The following is a 16,482-nucleotide window of genomic DNA, read 5'->3' as shown; positions in this document are numbered from 1 at the left end:
GTTTCTCAGCAGGCGTTTCGGTTCGGCACAGGAAACGCTCAGGGAACGGGCGGATTCTGGAGGCACCGGCACCGCGGGAGGCCATGATGCGAAACTCGAACTGGCGTACGTCGAGTGAGCGCGGCCCGCGCCGGACCAACGCCGACGCCGTGGCCTCCTACGCCGACCCGCGAACCGGTCAGATCGCTTTCGCCTTGGCCGACGGGATCGGCGAGGACGGCACGGCCGCCCGGCTCGCCGCCGCCGCTGCCGTGCGCGCCGCGGGCGACGGTGCCGAGGCGGCGATGGCGGCGGCCCGGCACGCCGTCGAAGCGGCAGGCACGGGCGACTGTGTTCTCGTCATCGCGGTACCGCTGCCTGGGGAACAGGGCTACGAGATCGCGTGGGTGGGCGACGCCCGGGCCTACGCAGTGGTCGGCGACGCCGTCACCCAGTTGACCACCGACCACACTCTCGCCCAGTACTTCCGCGACCGCGGCACGCCCGCGACCCCGCGGATGGAACACCTGGTCACCGCCTCGGTCCGCACCGCCAAACCCGCGCGGATCGGGTACGCCACCGTCCCCACGCCCGCCTTCCTCCTGCTTGCCAGCGACGGCGTCCACCGCTATGTCGATGGCCGGTCCTTCGCGCGAGTCCTGCACCACGCCCCCGACCCCGCGGCCGAGTTGGTACGGCTCGCGGTACGCGAAGGCAGTGCTGACAACGCCACCGCGCTCGTCGTCCAGTGCCCGCCCGCGCTGCCCGCGACGGTGGCGATACCGGCGGCCGCCGCCTGAGGATCGGGCGTGACTAAGCTGATCAGCATGGCGACTTGGGGCGATCTGGCGCAGTACGTCAACGACACCTACGACGTGATCTCCGAGAACGAGGGCGAGATCCGCATCCTGTTCAACTTCGAGGCCTACGACGACGAGGACGAGCGCACCCAGGTGGTCGTGCTGGCTCGCGAGGTGCTCGACAAGCAGCACGAATGGGTGCAGATCGCCTCACCGGTCGGCCTCGCCGACAAGGTCGACCTCAAGGCGCTGCTCACCGAGGTCGGCCACACGTCGGTCGCCTGCGGCGTGGCGATCATGGGCGACCACGTGGTGCTCCGGCACTCGCTGCCGCTGGCCACGCTCGACCTTCCCGAGTTCGTCGACCCGCTGTCCTTGCTCGCGGGCACCGCGGACCAGCTCGAAGAGATCTTCTTCGGCGGCGACAGCTACTGACTCGGGTAGGGCTCGCCCTACCTTCGATCTTGGTGCTGCCTCCATGGGTTCCTGAGGCGCTGATTCCTACTGTGGGATCAGTCGTTCTTAGGGGGAGACATGACAACCACGGCCACCCGCCCGCCCAAAGCGCCGCGCAAGCGGCGGGTGTGGATCCTGCCGCTCGGCGCGATCATCGTCGCGTTCCTCGCGTTCTCGATCCCGCCCTACCTCGGCCTGGATCCGGCCAAGGCAAGGGTGCCGCAGCCGGAGGGATTCCCGGAGCACTACTACGCGCTGCTGGCCCACATCGTGTTCGGCACGGTCGCGATCGTCAGCGGGTTCCTGCAGATCTGGCCGTGGTTTCGGGCCAAGCACCGGCGCGGGCACCGGATCGCGGGCCGACTCTATGTGTTCGGCGGGGTGATCCCGGCGGGCCTGGCAGGCCTGGTCGTCGGGATCACCTCGCCGTTCGGGCCCGTCGGCGCCTTCAGCGCCGTTGTGCTCGTGTCACTCTGGCTGACGACCACGATCATCGGCTACCGCCGCGCCCGGCAACGGCGGTTCGCCGACCACCGGGAATGGATGATCCGCAGCTACACCCTCACTGCGTCCACCATCGTCAACCGCTTCTGGGCGCCAGTGCTCGCGATCAGCTACGAGCCTTACATCGACACCGTGTTCGAGGGCAGCGAGCGGGCTTACGTCATCACCGTCGCCGGGCTGACGTCCTGGCTGAGCTGGGTGCTGCCGCTGATCTTGGTCGAGGGCTGGCTGATCCGCCGCAGGCTCAGTGATGGTGGTGATACGCGTGGACCACGGCGTGCCCGAGTCCGCGGCCGATCATCCACCGGTTGATCGGCAGCGTGACCACGAAGGCGACCGCGAACGCCACCGCCAGCGCGCCCCAGAACACCCAGCTTGCCAGTCCCGCGTCCATCGCCCCGGGCACCGCGACCATCACGCCGTTGTCCACGATCTCCATCACCAGGATTGACACGGTGTCGGCGGCGAGCGCCACCTTCACCGCCTGCCGGAATCCCACGCCCGCCTTCAACACGCCGCGCATCGTCAGCGCGTAGCCGAAGATGAACGCCAGCACGACGGCCGCCGCGATCGTCGCCACGTCGCTCCACCCCAGCGCGGTGCCGAGCACCATGCCCAGCACCTCGCCGATCGCGCAGCCCGTCAGGCAGTGCAGCGTCGCCTGCGCGGCCGTTCGCCAACTCACCGTTGTGTTCATGATTGCCTCCTCGGTCTGACCATATACCCCCAGGGGGTATATGTCGAGCGGGGTTCCGCAAGGTCGACAAAGTCGGGCACCGACCTGGCCGTTCCGCACCGGAACACGATCGGGTGACGCGGGAACTTCTTTCCCGCTGAGCCGACTATCTGGTTGTCGTTCGCGAATGACGGAGAGCGTCGTCACACCGGGTCGGTCCGCCCGACCCCAGGCCCACTGATCCGGTGTCACGCGCCCCTCTCCAGCTCGCCCACAGTCGCGCGTAGTCGCCTTCGCGCGCCACGAGCTCGTCGTGGGTGCCCAGTTCGGTGATCCGGCCGCCCATCATCACCGCGACCCGGTCGGCGTCGCGCGCGGTGTGCAGCCGGTGCGCGATGGCGATCACGGTCCTTCCCCGCAGCACGGCCGCCAGGGACCGCTCAAGGTGCCGGGCCGCGCTCGGGTCGAGCACCGACGTCGCCTCGTCGAGGATGAGGGTGTGTGGGTCGGCCAGGACGATCCGGGCCAGCGCGAGCTGCTGGGCCTGGCCGGGCGAGAGTGGGACGCCGATGGCGGTGTCGAACCCGAGATCCTCGGCCCAATCCCAGGCGTCGACCGACCGCAGCGCCGCGACCAGCTCCTCGTCCGACGCCGCTGATTTGGCGATGGACAGGTTGTCGCGCAGCGATCCGCGAAAGACGTGATGTTCCTGCGTGACCAGGGCGACCTCGCCGCGCGGATTGTCCACTTCGGACAGCGGGACACCGCCGACGGTGACTGAACCGGATCGCGGCTGGTGGATGCCAGCCAGCAGCCTGCCCAGGGTCGACTTGCCCGCGCCCGAGGGGCCGACGATCGCGAGCCGCTCGCCTGGGGCGACATCCAGGGCCACCTCGTGCAGGACGTCGTGTCCATCGCGGTAGCCGAACGACACGTCGTGGACGCGGATGGCGTTGTCGGCGGGCGTCGCTCCCGTGCTGGTTGGCTTGTCGCCGCGAACGCCGAGTAGGCGAGCCAGTGAGGCGCCGCCGATCTGCAGTTCGTCCAGCCAGTACAGCAGGCGGTCGACGGGGTCGAGGATCTGCTGCACGTAGAGCGTCGCGGCGGTGGCGGCGCCGAGCGAGACGACGCCGTGGAGGGACAGCATGCCGCCGATGACTAGGGTGGCGACCACCGGCAGGATATAAGCGGTATCGGCGATCGGCAGGTAGATACTGCGCAACCGCAACGTGAACCGCTCGGCGGCGTAGGAGTCGGCGATGTCGTGGTCGACCCGGGCGAGGCGCTGGTCGTGCGCGCCGAACGCTTCGACCGTGCGTGCTCCCGCCACCGTCTCGGCCAGGCCCTCGGTCAGGTCGGTGTAGGACGCGTTCGAGCGCAGATAGCCCGCGCGGGAGCGGCCTCGGTACCAGCGGGAGGCGAAGTAGAGGGGCGGAACGGCGATCAGGCACGGCAGCGCGAGGAGCGGATCCACGAGCACCAGCGCGCCGATCGTGAGCAGGATGGTCGAGACGGCGACAAGACTGTCTGGGACAGCGAGTCGGACACAGCGGGAGAGCATGTCGATGTCGCGGGTCGTGCGGGTCACCAGGTCCCCGGTGCTCGCGCGTTCGACGGTTCCCTGGGGGAGTCTCAGTACCGTGCCTATGAATGTCTCGCGGAGGTCGGCCAGCACGCGTTCACCCAGACGGGCCGATGCGTAGAGGGCCACTGACGTAAGGACCGCTTGTAGAATAAGGAAACCGAGTACGGACAGTGCTATCTGGTCGACCTTGTCGTGTCGCTCGACCAGCCTGCCGATGAGCCACGGCACCGCCAACCCGCTGATCGTCGCCAGAGCGTGCAGTGACACCGAGCCCGCGAGCGCGCGCGGGTGGCGAAGAGCCAGTGCGCGCGCGTGGGCGCGGACTTCGGCGGCGGACGCGACGGGGAGCGTGCTCACTCTGCCTCCTCGCGAGTGACCAGGGACCGATAGCGCTGATCGCTCATCAAGTCGTTGTGCGCCGCCTCCGCGACGACCTTGCCGTCCTCCACATAGGCGACTCGCTCGGCGTGGCCGAGCAGGATCGGGCTGGTGGTGAACACGACTGTCGCCTGGCCGCGTCGGTGGTCGGCGATCGCCTGGCCGATGTGTGACTCGGTGAGCGCGTCCACCGCGTTGGTCGGTTCGACCAGGATCAGCACGTCCGGGTTCGCGGTGAGCGCGCGGGCCAGCCGCAGTCGCTGTCGTTGCCCGCCGGAGAACTCCCGGCCCGCGCCCGCGATCCAGTTCGTCGACTCGACGACATCGCGGGCCTGGGCGGTGTCGATCGCGCGATCGGTCGCTAGTTCGCTCACCGGGCCGGTGAAGAGGTGGGCCTCGTTGTTCGCGACCAGGACGTGCCGTCGTAGACCGGGTAGATCTATGTCTCGCAGATCGATGCCTGCGTAGGTGGCGTCGCTGTCGTGGTAGCGGCCCAGGCGGTCGGCGAATTCGGCGGCGTCGGAGGGGGCCGCGCACGCCACGCCGAGGAAGACCTCAGGTGGGACGGTCAGCCCGGACTCGGGATCGGTCAGCGTGCCGTGGATCGGTGTCCGGTCGCCAGAGCGTAGGTCTGGTCGGGCGTTGAGCAGGGTGATCACCCGGCCCGCGGCCACGTGGGCGCGGGTCGCGCTTTCGATCAACGAGGTCACCCGGCGCAGCGCGCCCGCGAGGAACACCGCGTAGCCGTAGAACGCCACCAGTTGTCCCGCACCCAGGTCGCCCGCCGCCACGGAGCGGGCCCCGAGCCAGACGATCACCGTCACCAGCACGCCCGGTAGCAGCAGCTTCGCGCCCTCGATGAGGGACTCGGCCATGGCCACGCGCACGCCTGATTCGCGGACCCGCTGGGACTGACTCCGGTAACGGGCATCGAAGGCGTCCTCGCCGCCGATGCCGCGCAGCACGCGGAGGCCATCGACGATGTCGACCGCCAGGGTGGTGAGTTCGGCCTGCTGTTCCCTCAAGTGCTGTTGGCGGGCGTGCGTCGGGCGGATGAGCAGCGAGACCAACGCGGCGATGAGAGGGACACCGACCAGCACGACCAGGCCGAGTCGCCACGAGGTGTCGACCATGATCGCAACGACCACCAGGATGGCGGCCGCCGCCCCGGCGCCGCGCGCCGCGTTCTCCATGGCCAGGCCGATCCGGGTCATGTCGGCGGCACCGATGCCGACCACGTCGCCGGTCGACATCCTGGCCGACAGCGCGGCGCCGAGCCGCGCGGCGTGGCGCGTCGTGTCGCGCATGACCGTATAGCTCGCGCCGAACCTGGCCTGGAAGGCGGCGCGGTCCCGCAGCGTCCCGGTCACCGCAGCGACGACGCCGAGCCCGAGCACCGCCGCGCCCCACCACAGCAGAGCGCGCTGGTCGCGGCCGATCAAGCCGCGATCGATTCCTTGGCCTATCGCGGCAGGGAGGAGGGCCTGGGAGATCGTGCACAAGGTCCCGTAGGCCAGAGACAGGGTAAAGGACCGGCGTTCGGTGTGGACGAGGGCGAGCAGATAGCGCGCGGGGGTGCGGGGCATGGTTTCCGTTCGACGACGGCGACGGCAGAGCACCGTACCGTGAGTCCGCTCGCTGGATCGGGTGAATTTCTCAGCGGACTCAACAATCCGACCCTGAGGTGCGTTGGAGGGGCGTCGATCAACTGAAAGGAGTGATTGGGTGCCGAGCTTCGACGCGTTCGCCGCTGATCGCCTGTCCTGGCTGTTGCGCTACGCCACGGCGCTGACCTGCGACCCGTACCTCGCGCAGGACATCGTGCAGGAGGTCATGCTCCGGGCGCAGTCCCGGTGGAGTCGGATCAGCGCGCTGGACGCCCCGGACCACTACGTCAAGCGCATGGTCACCAACGAGTACCTGTCCTGGCGCCGCAGACGCGCCGCGCGTGACGTCACCTCGGCGCATTCGACGCTCGAGGCGATCAGTCCGCCCGTGCGCGACCCGGCCCACCAACACGCCGAGCGCGACGCGATGCGGGCGTGCATCGCGACGCTGCCGCGCAAGCAGCGGGCGGCGATCGTCCTGCGCTACTACGAGGACAACACGGACGAGGAGATCGCCGGGGTCCTGGGCTGTTCCGCGGGAACGGTCCGCAGCCATATCTCCCGGGCGCTGAGCACCTTGCGTGCGGCGGCGCCGGGGTTCGCCGTGACGGAGGCCTACAGATGACGTTCGACAAGACCGAGTCCCTCATCCGCGACGCCATCACCGACCAGGCGGCCCGCGCGGTCGACCCGGAGGCGGTCCTTCGGGAACTACGGAGAGGTTCAGGCGCGCGCCGCGGTTCGCGGCAGGCCGTACTGGTGTTCGCCGCGGCGGCGGTGGTCATCGCGGTGGTGTCCGCGGTGGTCGTGCCGGGCCTGGTGCGGAGCGACCGCCCGCCTGCCGGAACGCCCGACATCGCCGCCGCCATGGCCGACCAGACCATCCTGGTGCTGGGCAGGGACGAGTTCGGATATACCGACGTGGTCATGCTGACCCGGCTGACCGCGACCGGCCTGACCGCGATCTCGATCCCACGGGACGTCTTCGTGGACATCCCGGGCCACGGACCGGGCAGGGTCAACATCGCCTACGCGCGCGGCCGTTGGGCCGCCGAACAACGTGGCCAGGATGCGGCGGCGTCGACCAAGGCGGGCGTGGAGACCGCGATGGCGACGGTCCGCTCATTAGCCGGCGTCCCGATCGATCACTACGCCGTGATCGACATGGCCGCCGTGCCGACCATGGTGGACGCCGTCGGCGGCGTCGAGGTCTGCCTCCGCGCTGCCACCTCGGACAGGTACAGCGGGGCAGACTTCAACGCGGGCAGGCAGACGCTGTCCGGTGCCCAGGCACTGGCGTTCGTCAGACAGCGCCGCTCCCTGCCCAACGGCGACTTGGACCGGGTCAAGCGTCAACAGGCGTTCTTCACGGCCCTGACGGCCAAGGTGGTCGCCAAGGGGGACTTGTCCGCGATGGTCGGAGTGGTGCGGGATCACGTTGTCACCGACCTCGACCTCGTCGACCTGGCCCAGCGGGCGTCTGAGCGGACCGTACGAATGGGAGTCATCCCGGTCGACGGGCAGATCGAAACGCCCGCCGTGTCGGCGTTGGGCGTGACCGGGGACAAAGTGCGGTCATACGTGGGCGGCATGTTCAACGGACCTGATCAGACCGGGGGAGGTGGCACGCAAGATCCACCCTGCGTCGACTGACGCGGTTCGGTGGAGCCCGCCAGGCGGGCACGCGCAGGTCAGCCGTAGGCCTTCGCCGGAAGGTGGCCCAGGCAGTCGGAGTGTCAGGGTCGGCCGGCATGCTCGATCCACGCCCGATCGACGGGACGTGAACCGAGGCGGAGGGTGCGGAGGTGCGGTGGACCGCTGAGCGCGTGCTCGCCCTGGCGCCGGATGAGGCGTCGGTCCGGGCGGGGCGGGCGCAGGCGTCGGCGGTGCGGTGGACCGCGTCGGGTGCGTCGGGGGACGCGGTCTGGGGCCAGTGCCAGGGCAGTGGCAAGGCGCCTTACCAGGTGATTGTCGAGTTGGCAGAGCCCGCGTTCCGCTGCACGTGTCCCAGCCGGAAGTTCCCCTGCAAGCACGCGGTCGGGCTCCTGCTCCTGTGGGCCGAGGGTGTCGTGGCAGATGGCGATGAGCCCGAGTGGGTCGATGCCTGGCTGCGTGAGCGGGCCAGTCGGGTACGCCAGTCCACTGAACCGGGCGAGCGCGACGAGGCGGCCGCCGCGACGCGGGCCGCGCGGCGGGCGGGGCGGGTCTCGGGTGGGGTGGCTGAGCTGCTTGGCTGGCTCAACGACCAGGTGAGCACCGGTCTGGCCGTGCTCGACCAGAGCCCGGACGTCCTCTACGGGGTCGCAGCGCGGATGGTCGACGCCCAGGCGGGTGGCCTGGCGACAGCGCTACGGCGGGCGGCGGTGATTCCGGGGCGGGGCCGGGACTGGCCGTCGCGGCTGTTGGAGGAGTTGGCACTGCTTCGGGCGCTGGCGAAGGCGTATGAGCGGGTCGACGAGCTGCCGGAGCCGCTGGCAGCCACCGTGCGCGCGCGGATCGGGTTCACGGTGGACACCGCCGACGTGCTCGCCTCGGGCGAGCGGGTCAGTGATGAGTGGCTGGTGGCGGGGCACGTCGACCAGGAGTCCGAGCAGCTGGTGTCGCGCCGGGTGTGGCTGCGTGGGGTCGAGTCGGGGCGGTGGGCGCTGGTGCTGTCCTTCGCCGGGCCAGGGCGGACGCTGGACACCTCCCTGATCGGCGGCACGCGGTTGCGGGCGGTCTTGGCCTTCTACCCGGGGGCGTTGCCGTTGCGCGCGCTTGTCGCCGACAAAGGGGATCCGGTGCTGGCCGGGCGGCCCGAGGGCGGCGGCATCGGCGACGCGCTCGCGGCCTACGCGGGCGCGCTGGCTGTGGATCCGTGGACGGAGCGCGTGCCGGTGATGCTGGGCGACGTCACGCCGGTGCGCCTCGGCGGCGGGTGGGGACTGTCCTCTTCGGACGGTTTGGCGCTGCCGCTGGGCGCGGGGGTCGACCCGTGGGCCCTGCTGGCGGTGTCGGGCGGCAGGCCGCTGACCATGGCCGCCGAGCTGTCCCCCAGCGGTCTGCGTCCCCTGACCTGCTGGGACGACGATCGGGCGGTGCGCCTGTGACCGGCTGGGACGACCTTGTCGCCGCGGCGCTCCTGGGCACCCGGCGGCGCCCCGTTCGCACGGGGGAGCTGCCCAAGGAGGTTCGGGCGCTGCTCGACGAACCCCCATCGGCCGACGCCGAACCGGCGCCCGGGGCGCCCGCGGCGGGTGAACACACTGGTGATTCAGCGGTGGGGGCGGCGCGTGGCGGTGTGGGGGAGCGGGCCGTGGCTCTCGCCGCCGCGGATCGGCTGTTGACGGCCGCGGCACTGATGGCGGGGTATCGGCGGGCCGGGCGGGTGGGGGAGCGGGACGCGACCGCGCTTGAGCAGGCGGTGGCCGACGTTCGGGGTGTGGTTCCGGCCGCCGCGCGGCGGCGGCTTGATCTCATGCTCACTGGGGATCACACCGATCTTCTCGGTGACTGGTTGGACCTCGTCCACGCGCGGGGGTTCCGGTTGCCGCCGGAGCGGTTGCCCGCGCTCGCGGAGGTGGCGCGGGTTCGGCCGGGGATTCGACACTCGTTGGCCCGCGTAGCGGCGGGGCGGGGTAACTGGCTTGGCGCACTGAATCCCGAGTGGAGCTACCTGGCCAGCCATCGGTCCGATGTGGACGATGTCTGGCGGTTCGGCGACACCGCGCAGCGGATTCATTGGCTGACCGAGGCCGATCCGGAGGTGGCGAGGGCGGCGCTCGCGGCCGACTGGGGTGCTGAGCCCGCACCGGTTCGGGTGCGGATGCTGCGGGCGGTGGGGAAATCGTTGGACGACGAGTTCCTCGAATCCGCGCTCGACGATCGGGCGCAGGAGGTGCGGGCGCTGGCCGCCGACCTGCTGGCCGGGCGGCCGGAGTCGGACCTGGCCGGGCGCATGGCGCGGCGGTTGGCGGAGTTGGTGGCGGTCACTGGCGGGACGCTGGTCGTGCGGTTGCCCGCCGCGCGGGACGACGCGATGGCGCGGGACGGTGTGCCCGCGGGCGTGGGTCGCGGTGGGCAGCGGACGGCCTGGCTGCGGGCGATCGTCGCGGCGGCGCCGTTGGGGGCGTGGGGTGAGCCGGGGGAACTGCTCGCTATGCCCGTTCAAGGCTGTGACGCGGGGACGCTGCGCGAGGCGTGGGCGCTGGCCGCCGCCCGCCAGCGGAACGTGCGGTGGGCGCGGGCGTTGCTGGAGACCGACTTGTCCACCCCGGAGACCGCGGCCCTGGTGGGTGTTCTCCCGGCGGGCGACTGGGCGCGGGCGATCAAGCGGCTCGGTGGGGTGCGCAAGTCCGCGGACCTCGCCGAGTTGGTGATCGCCCTGTCTGGACCGTGGCCCGCCGACCTCGGCGACGCCCTGCTCGACTGGCTCGCGGGGCACGGGGACAACCGGGCGGTGGCGCGGGCGGCGAACGTGGTCGCGCGGACGGTCCCCGCCGAGTGCCTCGACCACCGGGTGGCCACCCAATCCCTTCCGTCGGACGCCCCGGCGTGGCGTCGGCATCTGTGGGAGACGCTGAACTTCCGCCGTCGGATGGACGAAGAGCTGCGATGAGAACGAGGAGTCTCAATGATCGTTTCAAACCTGAGCATTGATCGGGGCGCGCGCTCTGGCGAAGCAGTGGTTGTCGTGGATTTGGAGCAGTCGTGACTGAGACCGTGTTGCGTCCACACGCCGAGCAGGCCTACGCCGACGAACTCGTCGCGCTGGCGGCGGTGGACGAGCGGGAGCGGCCGCCGTCGTGGCGGCTGTCGCCGTGGGCGGTGCTGCACTATCTGATGGGCACCACGCTGGCCGACGGCACCGAGATCACGCCCAAGTACATCGGGCCGCGCAGGCTGATCGAGGTCGCCATCGCCACCTTGGCCACCGACCGGGCGCTGCTGCTGCTCGGCGTGCCCGGCACCGCCAAGACCTGGGTGTCCGAGCACCTGGCCGCCGCCATCAGCGGCGACTCGACGCTGCTCGTCCAGGGCACGGCGGGCACCGCCGAGGAGGCGATCCGCTACGGGTGGAACTACGCGCGGCTCATCGCCGAGGGGCCCAGTGAGCAGGCGCTGGTGCCGAGCCCGGTGCTGCGGGCGATGCGCGACGGCAGCCTCGCCCGGATCGAGGAGCTGACCCGGATCCCCGCCGACGTCCAGGACAGCCTCATCACCGTCCTGTCCGAGAAGACGCTGCCGATCCCCGAACTGGGCAGCGAGACGCAGGCCCGGCGCGGGTTCAACGTCATCGCCACCGCCAACAACCGCGACAAAGGCGTCAACGACCTCTCCAGCGCCCTGCGCAGGCGGTTCAACACCGTCGTCCTCCCGCTGCCCGACACCGCCGAGGCCGAGGTGGAGATCGTCACCAGGCGGGTCATCGACCTCGGGGCGTCGCTCTCGCTGCCGTCCGAGGGGGCGGGGCTGGCCGAGATCCGCAGGGTCGTCACCGTGTTCCGCGAGCTGCGGGCGGGCCGCACCGAGGACGGGCGGATCGCGGTGAAGTCGCCGTCGGGCACGCTGTCCACGGCCGAGGCGATCAGCGTGCTGACCGGCGGTGTCGCGCTCGCCGCGCACTTCGGCGACGGCGTCCTGCGGCCGCACGACGTGGCCGCCGGGATTCTCGGCGCCGTGGTGAAGGACCCGGCCGCCGACACCGCCGTCTGGACCGAGTACCTGGAGACCGTGGTCCGCGAACGGGACGGGTGGGCCGACTTCTACCGGGCCTGCCGGGAGCTGGCCGGATGACCCTTTCCGTCCTCGGCATCCGCCACCACGGGCCCGGGTCGGCCAGGGCGCTGGTGTCGGCGCTGGCCGATCTCGCGCCCGACATCGTGCTGATCGAGGGCCCGCCGGAGGCCGACGCACTCGTGGCGCTCGCCGCCGAGGACACCATGGCGCCGCCGGTGGCGCTGCTCGCCTACGCCGTCGACGACGCGGCGCGGGCGGCGTTCTGGCCGTTCGCCGTGTTCAGCCCCGAGTGGCAGGCGATCCGCTACGCCACCGCCCACGGCATCCCGGTCCGCTTCTGCGACCTGCCCGCCGCCCACCAGTTCGCCGCCGATACCAAACGCACGCGGCGCACGGAGGACCCGCTGGGCACGCTCGCCGAACTCGCGGGCTACGACGACGCCGAGCGCTGGTGGGACGACGTGATCGAGCACGGCGCGCACGACGAGGCGCCGTTCGACGTCATCGCCGAGGCGATGGGTGCGCTGCGTGAGGACCACGACGAGCCCGACGAGCGCGAGAAGCAGCGCGAGGCCTACATGCGCCAGACGATCCGCAAGGCCCGCAAGGACGGCTTCGAGCGGATCGCGGTGGTCTGCGGCGCGTGGCACGTGCCCGCGCTGCGTGAGCCGCTGCCGCCCGCCGCGCACGACCAGCGCGTCCTCAAAGGACTGCCGAAGCGCAAGGTCGCGTGCACGTGGGTGCCGTGGACGCACAGCAGGCTCGCCACGACCAGCGGCTACGGCGCGGGCATCACCTCGCCCGGCTGGTACCACCACCTGTTCACCGCCACCGACCACATCACCGCCCGCTGGCTCACCGACGTTGCCCGCGTCCTGCGCCAGGAGGACCTGCCGGTGTCCAGCGCGCACGTCATCGAGGCCGTCCGCCTGGCCGACACCCTGGCCGCGCTGCGCGACCGCGCCGTGCCGGGCTTGGCCGAGGTCACCGAGGCGACGCGGGCCGTGCTGTGTGGCGGCGACGAACTCCAACTCGACCTGGTCACCCGGCGCCTGGTGGTGGGCGAGCGGCTCGGCGCGGTTCCCCCCGGCACGCCGCAGGCCCCGGTCGCCGCGGATCTGACCGCCCAGGCCCGCAGGCTGCGGCTCAAGCGCGACCCCCTCGAACGCGAACTCGACCTCGACCTGCGCGACCAGAACGGCGCCGAGAAGTCCCGGCTGCTGCACCGGCTGCGGATCCTGAGCATCGACTGGGGCGTGCCCGCGCTGTCGGCCCGCCGCTCGAAGGGCACGTTCCGCGAGACATGGGCGCTGTGCTGGGAGCCCGGCTTCGAGGTCGACCTCGTCGCCGCGGGCGTGCACGGCACGTCGGTCCTGGCCGCCGCGACCTCGGTCGTGCGGGCCAGGACGACCGCCGAGTCGACGCTGCCGGAGATCACCGGCGCCATCGAGGACTGCCTGCTCGCCGACCTCGCCGACGCGCTGCCCGAGGCACTGGCCGCCCTCGACACCCGCGCCGCCGCCGACGCCGACGCGACCGCCCTGATGGGCGCGCTGCCGCCGCTGGCCCGCGCGGCCCGCTACGGCGACGTCCGCGGCACCGACACCGCCGCCCTGGCCGCCGTCAGCGAACGGATCCTCACCCGCGTCTGCGCCGGTCTGCCGCGTGCCGCGCACGGCATCGACGACCAGGCCGCCGAGGAGCTGTGCAAGCTGGTCGACGGCGTGCACGAGGCCACCGGCCTGCTCGGCGACGTCGCCGTCGACCAGTGGCTGTCCGCGCTGGCCACCATCGCCGCCCGCGACACCGCGCCGCCGCTGCTCGCGGGCCGGGTGACCAGACTGCTCCACGACGCCGACCGGGTCGCCACCGACGAGGTCGCGCTGCGACTGGCCCGCGCGTTGACGGCGGGCGTCACCCCGCAGGCCGCCGCCGCGTTCATCGAGGGTTTCTTCGCCGGTGGCGCCCTGCTGCTCGTGCACGACGACACCCTGCTCGGCGTCCTCGACCGCTGGCTCGCCGAGATCGCCGTTGACCAGTTCACCCAGGTGCTTCCCTTGCTGCGGCGTACTTTCGGTGCCTTCGCGCCCCCGGAGCGCCGGGTGATCGGCGAGCGCGCCGCGGGCCGCACCGCCCGAACCCAGACGAGTGCCGATCTTGACGAGGAACGGGCCGTTGCCGCGCTGCCGGTGCTGGCCACGCTGCTGGGGGTGGGCCGGTGACCGACGAGCGACTGCGCCGCTGGCGGCTCGTGCTGGGCGGCGAAGAGGACGGCACGGGCGTCACCCTCGACGGCGACGACTCCAAAATGGACGGTGTACTGGGCGCGCTGTACCAGTCGGAGACCAACGACGACGCGCCGCGCCAGGCCGGGCTCGGCGCGTCGGCGCCGCGGGTCGCGCGCTGGCTGGGCGACATCCGTTCGTACTTCCCGAGTTCGGTGGTCCAGGTGATGCAGCGCGACGCCGTCGACCGCCTCGGGCTCACCAGGCTGCTGCTCGAACCCGAGCTGCTGTCGGCGGTCGAGCCCGATGTCCACTTGGTAGGGACGCTGCTGTCGCTGAACTCCGTGATGCCCGAGCGCACCAAGGAAACCGCGCGCGAGGTCGTCCGCAAGGTGGTCGACGAACTGGAGGGCAAGCTCGCCGAGCCGACCAGGTCCGCCCTGCGCGGCGCGCTCGACCGGGCCGCCCGCACAGCCAGGCCGCGGCACGGCGACATCGACTGGCGCCGAACGGTGCAGGCCAACCTGCGCAACTACTCCCCGGAACTGCGGACCGTGGTCCCCGAGAAGCTGATCGGCTACGGCCGCCGCGGCCAGGCCGTGCAGCGCGACGTCATCCTCGCCATCGACCAGTCGGGCTCCATGGCCGAGTCGGTCGTCTACGCGAGCCTGTTCGGTGCAGTGCTGGCCAGCATGCGGGCGCTGCGCACGTCGCTGGTCGCGTTCGACACCTCGGTGGTCGACCTGTCCGACCTGCTCGAAGACCCGGTCGACGTGCTGTTCGGCACCCAGCTCGGCGGCGGCACCGACATCAACCGGGCGCTGGCCTACTGCCAGGGGCTGATCACCAAGCCCGCCGACACCGTGCTCGTCCTCGTCAGTGACCTCTATGAGGGCGGCAACCGCGACGAGATGTTGAGCCGGATTCGAGCGATCCTCGAGTCCGGCGTCCGAGTGGTGGCGCTGCTGGCCCTGTCCGACTCCGGGGCACCGTCATACGACCATGACAACGCGGCGGCGTTCGCGGCACTGGGTGTGCCCGCGTTCGCCTGCACACCGGACAGGTTCGGCGACGTGATGGCCGCCGCGCTGCGCGGCGACGATGTGCTGGGCTGGAGCTGAGTCAGTCCGATGAGATGTGGTGGGCTGGAGCTGAGTCAGCCGGACGAGGTGCGGCGGGCGCCGCCCGCGCGGAGCAGATCCTCACGGGCGCGGGCGATGCGCGAGCGGACCGTGCCGATCGGACAGCCGCAGATCTCGGCGACCTCGGTGTAGGACAGGCCGAGGACCTGGGTGAGCACCAGCGCCTCGCGGCGGTCGGCGGGCAGGTCGTCGAGCAGCAGGTTCATCTCCACCAGGTCCTCGAACCCGGCGGCGCCGTCGTGGAGTTCCGCGTGCCGGTTCTCCGCCGAGGTCGCCCAATCGTCGGTGCCGACGGTCCTTGGCCTGCTGACGGCGGCGCGGATGTTGTCGACCGCGACCCGGCGCGCGATGGAGAACAGCCACGTTCGCGCCGACGAGCGCGCGGCGAACCGCGACAGGCTCGGCAGGGCCCGCAGATAGGTCTCCTGGGTGAGGTCGTCGGCCAGGTCCACTGACGTCAGATGGGCCAAGAACCGCCAGACGTCACGCTGCGTGGCACGGACGAACCGCTCCAGCGCGCGTCGGTCGCCCGATCCGGCGGCGAGCGCGCACTCGGTCAGTTCGTCGTGATTGTTGCCCCCTGAGACTCCCACGAAGCGCAGCGTAGCGGAAATACCCGCGGGAACTTCGAGAGCCAGTCGAGCGACTATCCAATCGTGGACTGTGACCTGTGTCGCGAAGCCGTGTCCGCGCGGCTGGACAACGAAGCCGAGCCCGCCGGGGCCGCGGCCGTCGACGAGCACCTCGAACGCTGCGCGGCGTGCCGGGCGTGGCAGGCGAGCGCCGTCGAGCTGTCACGCTCGCTGCGGGTGCGTCCCGCGGTCGCCGTGCCGGACCTGACCGCCGCGATCCTGGCCGCGGCGCCGGAGCGTGCGCGGGCGTGGCCGCGCTTCGCCCTCGGCCTGGTCGCCGTCGCCCAGCTCACGTTGGCGCTGGCGCAGATCATCGGGGTGGACGGCAACTCCTACCACGTCGACCACGGCCACGCGGGCCCGTTCGCGGGCCACCTGTTCAACGAGAGCACCGCGTGGAACCTGGCCCTGGGGATGGGGCTGGGGTGGGCGGCGCTGCGGCCCAAGGCGTCCGCGGGGCTGATCCCGGTGCTCGCGGGATTCGTCGTGGTTCTTCTGGGCTATTCGGTCTATGACTTGATCGCGGACGCGGTGCCGACATCGCGGGTGGTGAGTCACGGCGTTCTGGTGCTGGCGCTGGTTTTGCTGTTGATCGTGCGTCATGACGCGGCCTCGCCGACGCCGGGGCACGGCGATGTCGTTGGCACGCCAGAGGAATATGGCGACCTGAGCCCGGTGTCCGCGCCACAGAGGGAAAAGAAGGGATCGCGTAGGGGACACCTGCGCCCAGCGAGCAAACATCGTGCTGCATAGTTAGGAATAGTTAACCAAGTATCACCC

Annotated in this window: 15 protein-coding genes; 11 read left to right on the top strand and 4 right to left on the bottom strand. The window is 71.3% G+C overall.

Features of this window, described 5'->3' with window-relative positions; all coding sequences use genetic code 11:
- Positions 1-86 precede the first annotated feature (86 nt).
- The 3 genes from BN1701_RS11890 (at position 87) to BN1701_RS11880 (ending at position 2,051) form a co-directional block, all read left to right on the top strand.
- Positions 87-779, top strand: coding sequence for a PP2C family serine/threonine-protein phosphatase (locus tag BN1701_RS11890; protein ID WP_231949572.1), 693 nt, complete (start codon positions 87-89; stop codon positions 777-779).
- Positions 780-806: 27 nt separating this feature from the next.
- Positions 807-1,214, top strand: a complete 408-nt coding sequence (locus BN1701_RS11885; RefSeq protein ID WP_054055796.1) for a hypothetical protein — start codon at positions 807-809, stop codon at positions 1,212-1,214.
- Positions 1,215-1,313: 99 nt separating this feature from the next.
- Entirely contained in the window at positions 1,314-2,051 is a 738-nt protein-coding gene (locus tag BN1701_RS11880) for a DUF2306 domain-containing protein (protein WP_067520661.1), read from the top strand.
- Here the strand turns inward: BN1701_RS11880 and BN1701_RS11875 are convergent.
- From BN1701_RS11875 to BN1701_RS11865, 3 genes are all read right to left on the bottom strand, one after another.
- Positions 1,984-2,436 carry a DUF4396 domain-containing protein gene (locus tag BN1701_RS11875; RefSeq protein WP_054048296.1) on the bottom strand — a complete coding sequence of 151 codons (453 nt, stop codon included), beginning with the start codon at positions 2,434-2,436 and terminating at the stop codon, positions 1,984-1,986. The two genes, BN1701_RS11880 and BN1701_RS11875, sit on opposite strands and share 68 nt — an antisense overlap.
- A gap of 145 nt (positions 2,437-2,581) precedes the next feature.
- Complete coding sequence (locus tag BN1701_RS11870; protein WP_067520659.1) at positions 2,582-4,357, bottom strand: ABC transporter ATP-binding protein; 1,776 nt, start codon at positions 4,355-4,357, stop codon at positions 2,582-2,584.
- Positions 4,354-5,964, bottom strand: a complete 1,611-nt coding sequence (locus BN1701_RS11865; RefSeq protein WP_054048294.1) for an ABC transporter ATP-binding protein — start codon at positions 5,962-5,964, stop codon at positions 4,354-4,356. Before BN1701_RS11865 ends, BN1701_RS11870 begins: the two co-directional genes overlap by 4 nt.
- A 139-nt stretch (positions 5,965-6,103) precedes the next feature.
- Between BN1701_RS11865 and BN1701_RS11860 the strand changes: the two genes are divergently transcribed.
- The 7 genes from BN1701_RS11860 to BN1701_RS11830 all read left to right on the top strand — a co-directional run bounded on the left by BN1701_RS11860 (position 6,104) and on the right by BN1701_RS11830 (position 15,049).
- Positions 6,104-6,610 (top strand): SigE family RNA polymerase sigma factor, encoded by a 507-nt coding sequence (locus BN1701_RS11860; RefSeq protein ID WP_054048292.1) that lies wholly within the window; start codon positions 6,104-6,106, stop codon positions 6,608-6,610.
- Complete coding sequence (locus BN1701_RS11855; RefSeq protein ID WP_054048290.1) at positions 6,607-7,638, top strand: LCP family protein; 1,032 nt, start codon at positions 6,607-6,609, stop codon at positions 7,636-7,638. Before BN1701_RS11860 ends, BN1701_RS11855 begins: the two co-directional genes overlap by 4 nt.
- A 152-nt stretch (positions 7,639-7,790) precedes the next feature.
- The gene (locus BN1701_RS11850) at positions 7,791-9,074 is read left to right on the top strand and encodes an SWIM zinc finger family protein (protein WP_054048288.1); all 1,284 of its coding nucleotides are present in this window, start codon (positions 7,791-7,793) and stop codon (positions 9,072-9,074) included.
- Positions 9,071-10,582 carry a DUF5691 domain-containing protein gene (locus tag BN1701_RS11845; protein WP_054048286.1) on the top strand — a complete coding sequence of 504 codons (1,512 nt, stop codon included), beginning with the start codon at positions 9,071-9,073 and terminating at the stop codon, positions 10,580-10,582. The genes BN1701_RS11850 and BN1701_RS11845 overlap by 4 nt, the downstream gene beginning before the upstream one ends.
- 92 nt (positions 10,583-10,674) lie before the next feature.
- Positions 10,675-11,760 (top strand): AAA family ATPase, encoded by a 1,086-nt coding sequence (locus BN1701_RS11840; protein ID WP_054048284.1) that lies wholly within the window; start codon positions 10,675-10,677, stop codon positions 11,758-11,760.
- The gene (locus BN1701_RS11835; protein ID WP_054048282.1) at positions 11,757-13,925 is read left to right on the top strand and encodes a DUF5682 family protein; all 2,169 of its coding nucleotides are present in this window, start codon (positions 11,757-11,759) and stop codon (positions 13,923-13,925) included. The genes BN1701_RS11840 and BN1701_RS11835 overlap by 4 nt, the downstream gene beginning before the upstream one ends.
- Positions 13,922-15,049, top strand: coding sequence for a VWA domain-containing protein (locus BN1701_RS11830; protein WP_054048280.1), 1,128 nt, complete (start codon positions 13,922-13,924; stop codon positions 15,047-15,049). Before BN1701_RS11835 ends, BN1701_RS11830 begins: the two co-directional genes overlap by 4 nt.
- A gap of 35 nt (positions 15,050-15,084) precedes the next feature.
- On the opposite strand, the gene BN1701_RS11825 is transcribed toward BN1701_RS11830, so the two are convergent.
- Complete coding sequence (locus tag BN1701_RS11825) at positions 15,085-15,663, bottom strand: sigma-70 family RNA polymerase sigma factor (RefSeq protein WP_054048278.1); 579 nt, start codon at positions 15,661-15,663, stop codon at positions 15,085-15,087.
- 63 nt (positions 15,664-15,726) lie between these two features.
- Here BN1701_RS11825 and BN1701_RS11820 point away from each other — a divergent pair, with 63 nt between their 5' ends.
- Positions 15,727-16,455, top strand: a complete 729-nt coding sequence (locus BN1701_RS11820) for a zf-HC2 domain-containing protein (protein ID WP_054048275.1) — start codon at positions 15,727-15,729, stop codon at positions 16,453-16,455.
- The last annotated feature ends 27 nt before the right edge of the window (positions 16,456-16,482 follow it).

The organism is Alloactinosynnema sp. L-07 (genome assembly GCF_900070365.1).
GTDB lineage: Bacteria > Actinomycetota > Actinomycetes > Mycobacteriales > Pseudonocardiaceae > Actinokineospora.
This window is presented reverse-complemented; position numbering and strand designations above follow the sequence as displayed.

Coding starts and splice junctions, on each gene's coding strand:
- BN1701_RS11890 (WP_231949572.1), top strand. CDS start 87: ATGCGAAACTCGAACTGGCGTACGTCGAGTGAGCGCGGCCCGCGCCGG.
- BN1701_RS11835 (WP_054048282.1), top strand. CDS start 11,757: ATGACCCTTTCCGTCCTCGGCATCCGCCACCACGGGCCCGGGTCGGCC.
- BN1701_RS11855 (WP_054048290.1), top strand. CDS start 6,607: ATGACGTTCGACAAGACCGAGTCCCTCATCCGCGACGCCATCACCGAC.
- BN1701_RS11875 (WP_054048296.1), bottom strand. CDS start 2,436: ATGAACACAACGGTGAGTTGGCGAACGGCCGCGCAGGCGACGCTGCAC.
- BN1701_RS11865 (WP_054048294.1), bottom strand. CDS start 5,964: ATGCCCCGCACCCCCGCGCGCTATCTGCTCGCCCTCGTCCACACCGAA.
- BN1701_RS11885 (WP_054055796.1), top strand. CDS start 807: ATGGCGACTTGGGGCGATCTGGCGCAGTACGTCAACGACACCTACGAC.
- BN1701_RS11880 (WP_067520661.1), top strand. CDS start 1,314: ATGACAACCACGGCCACCCGCCCGCCCAAAGCGCCGCGCAAGCGGCGG.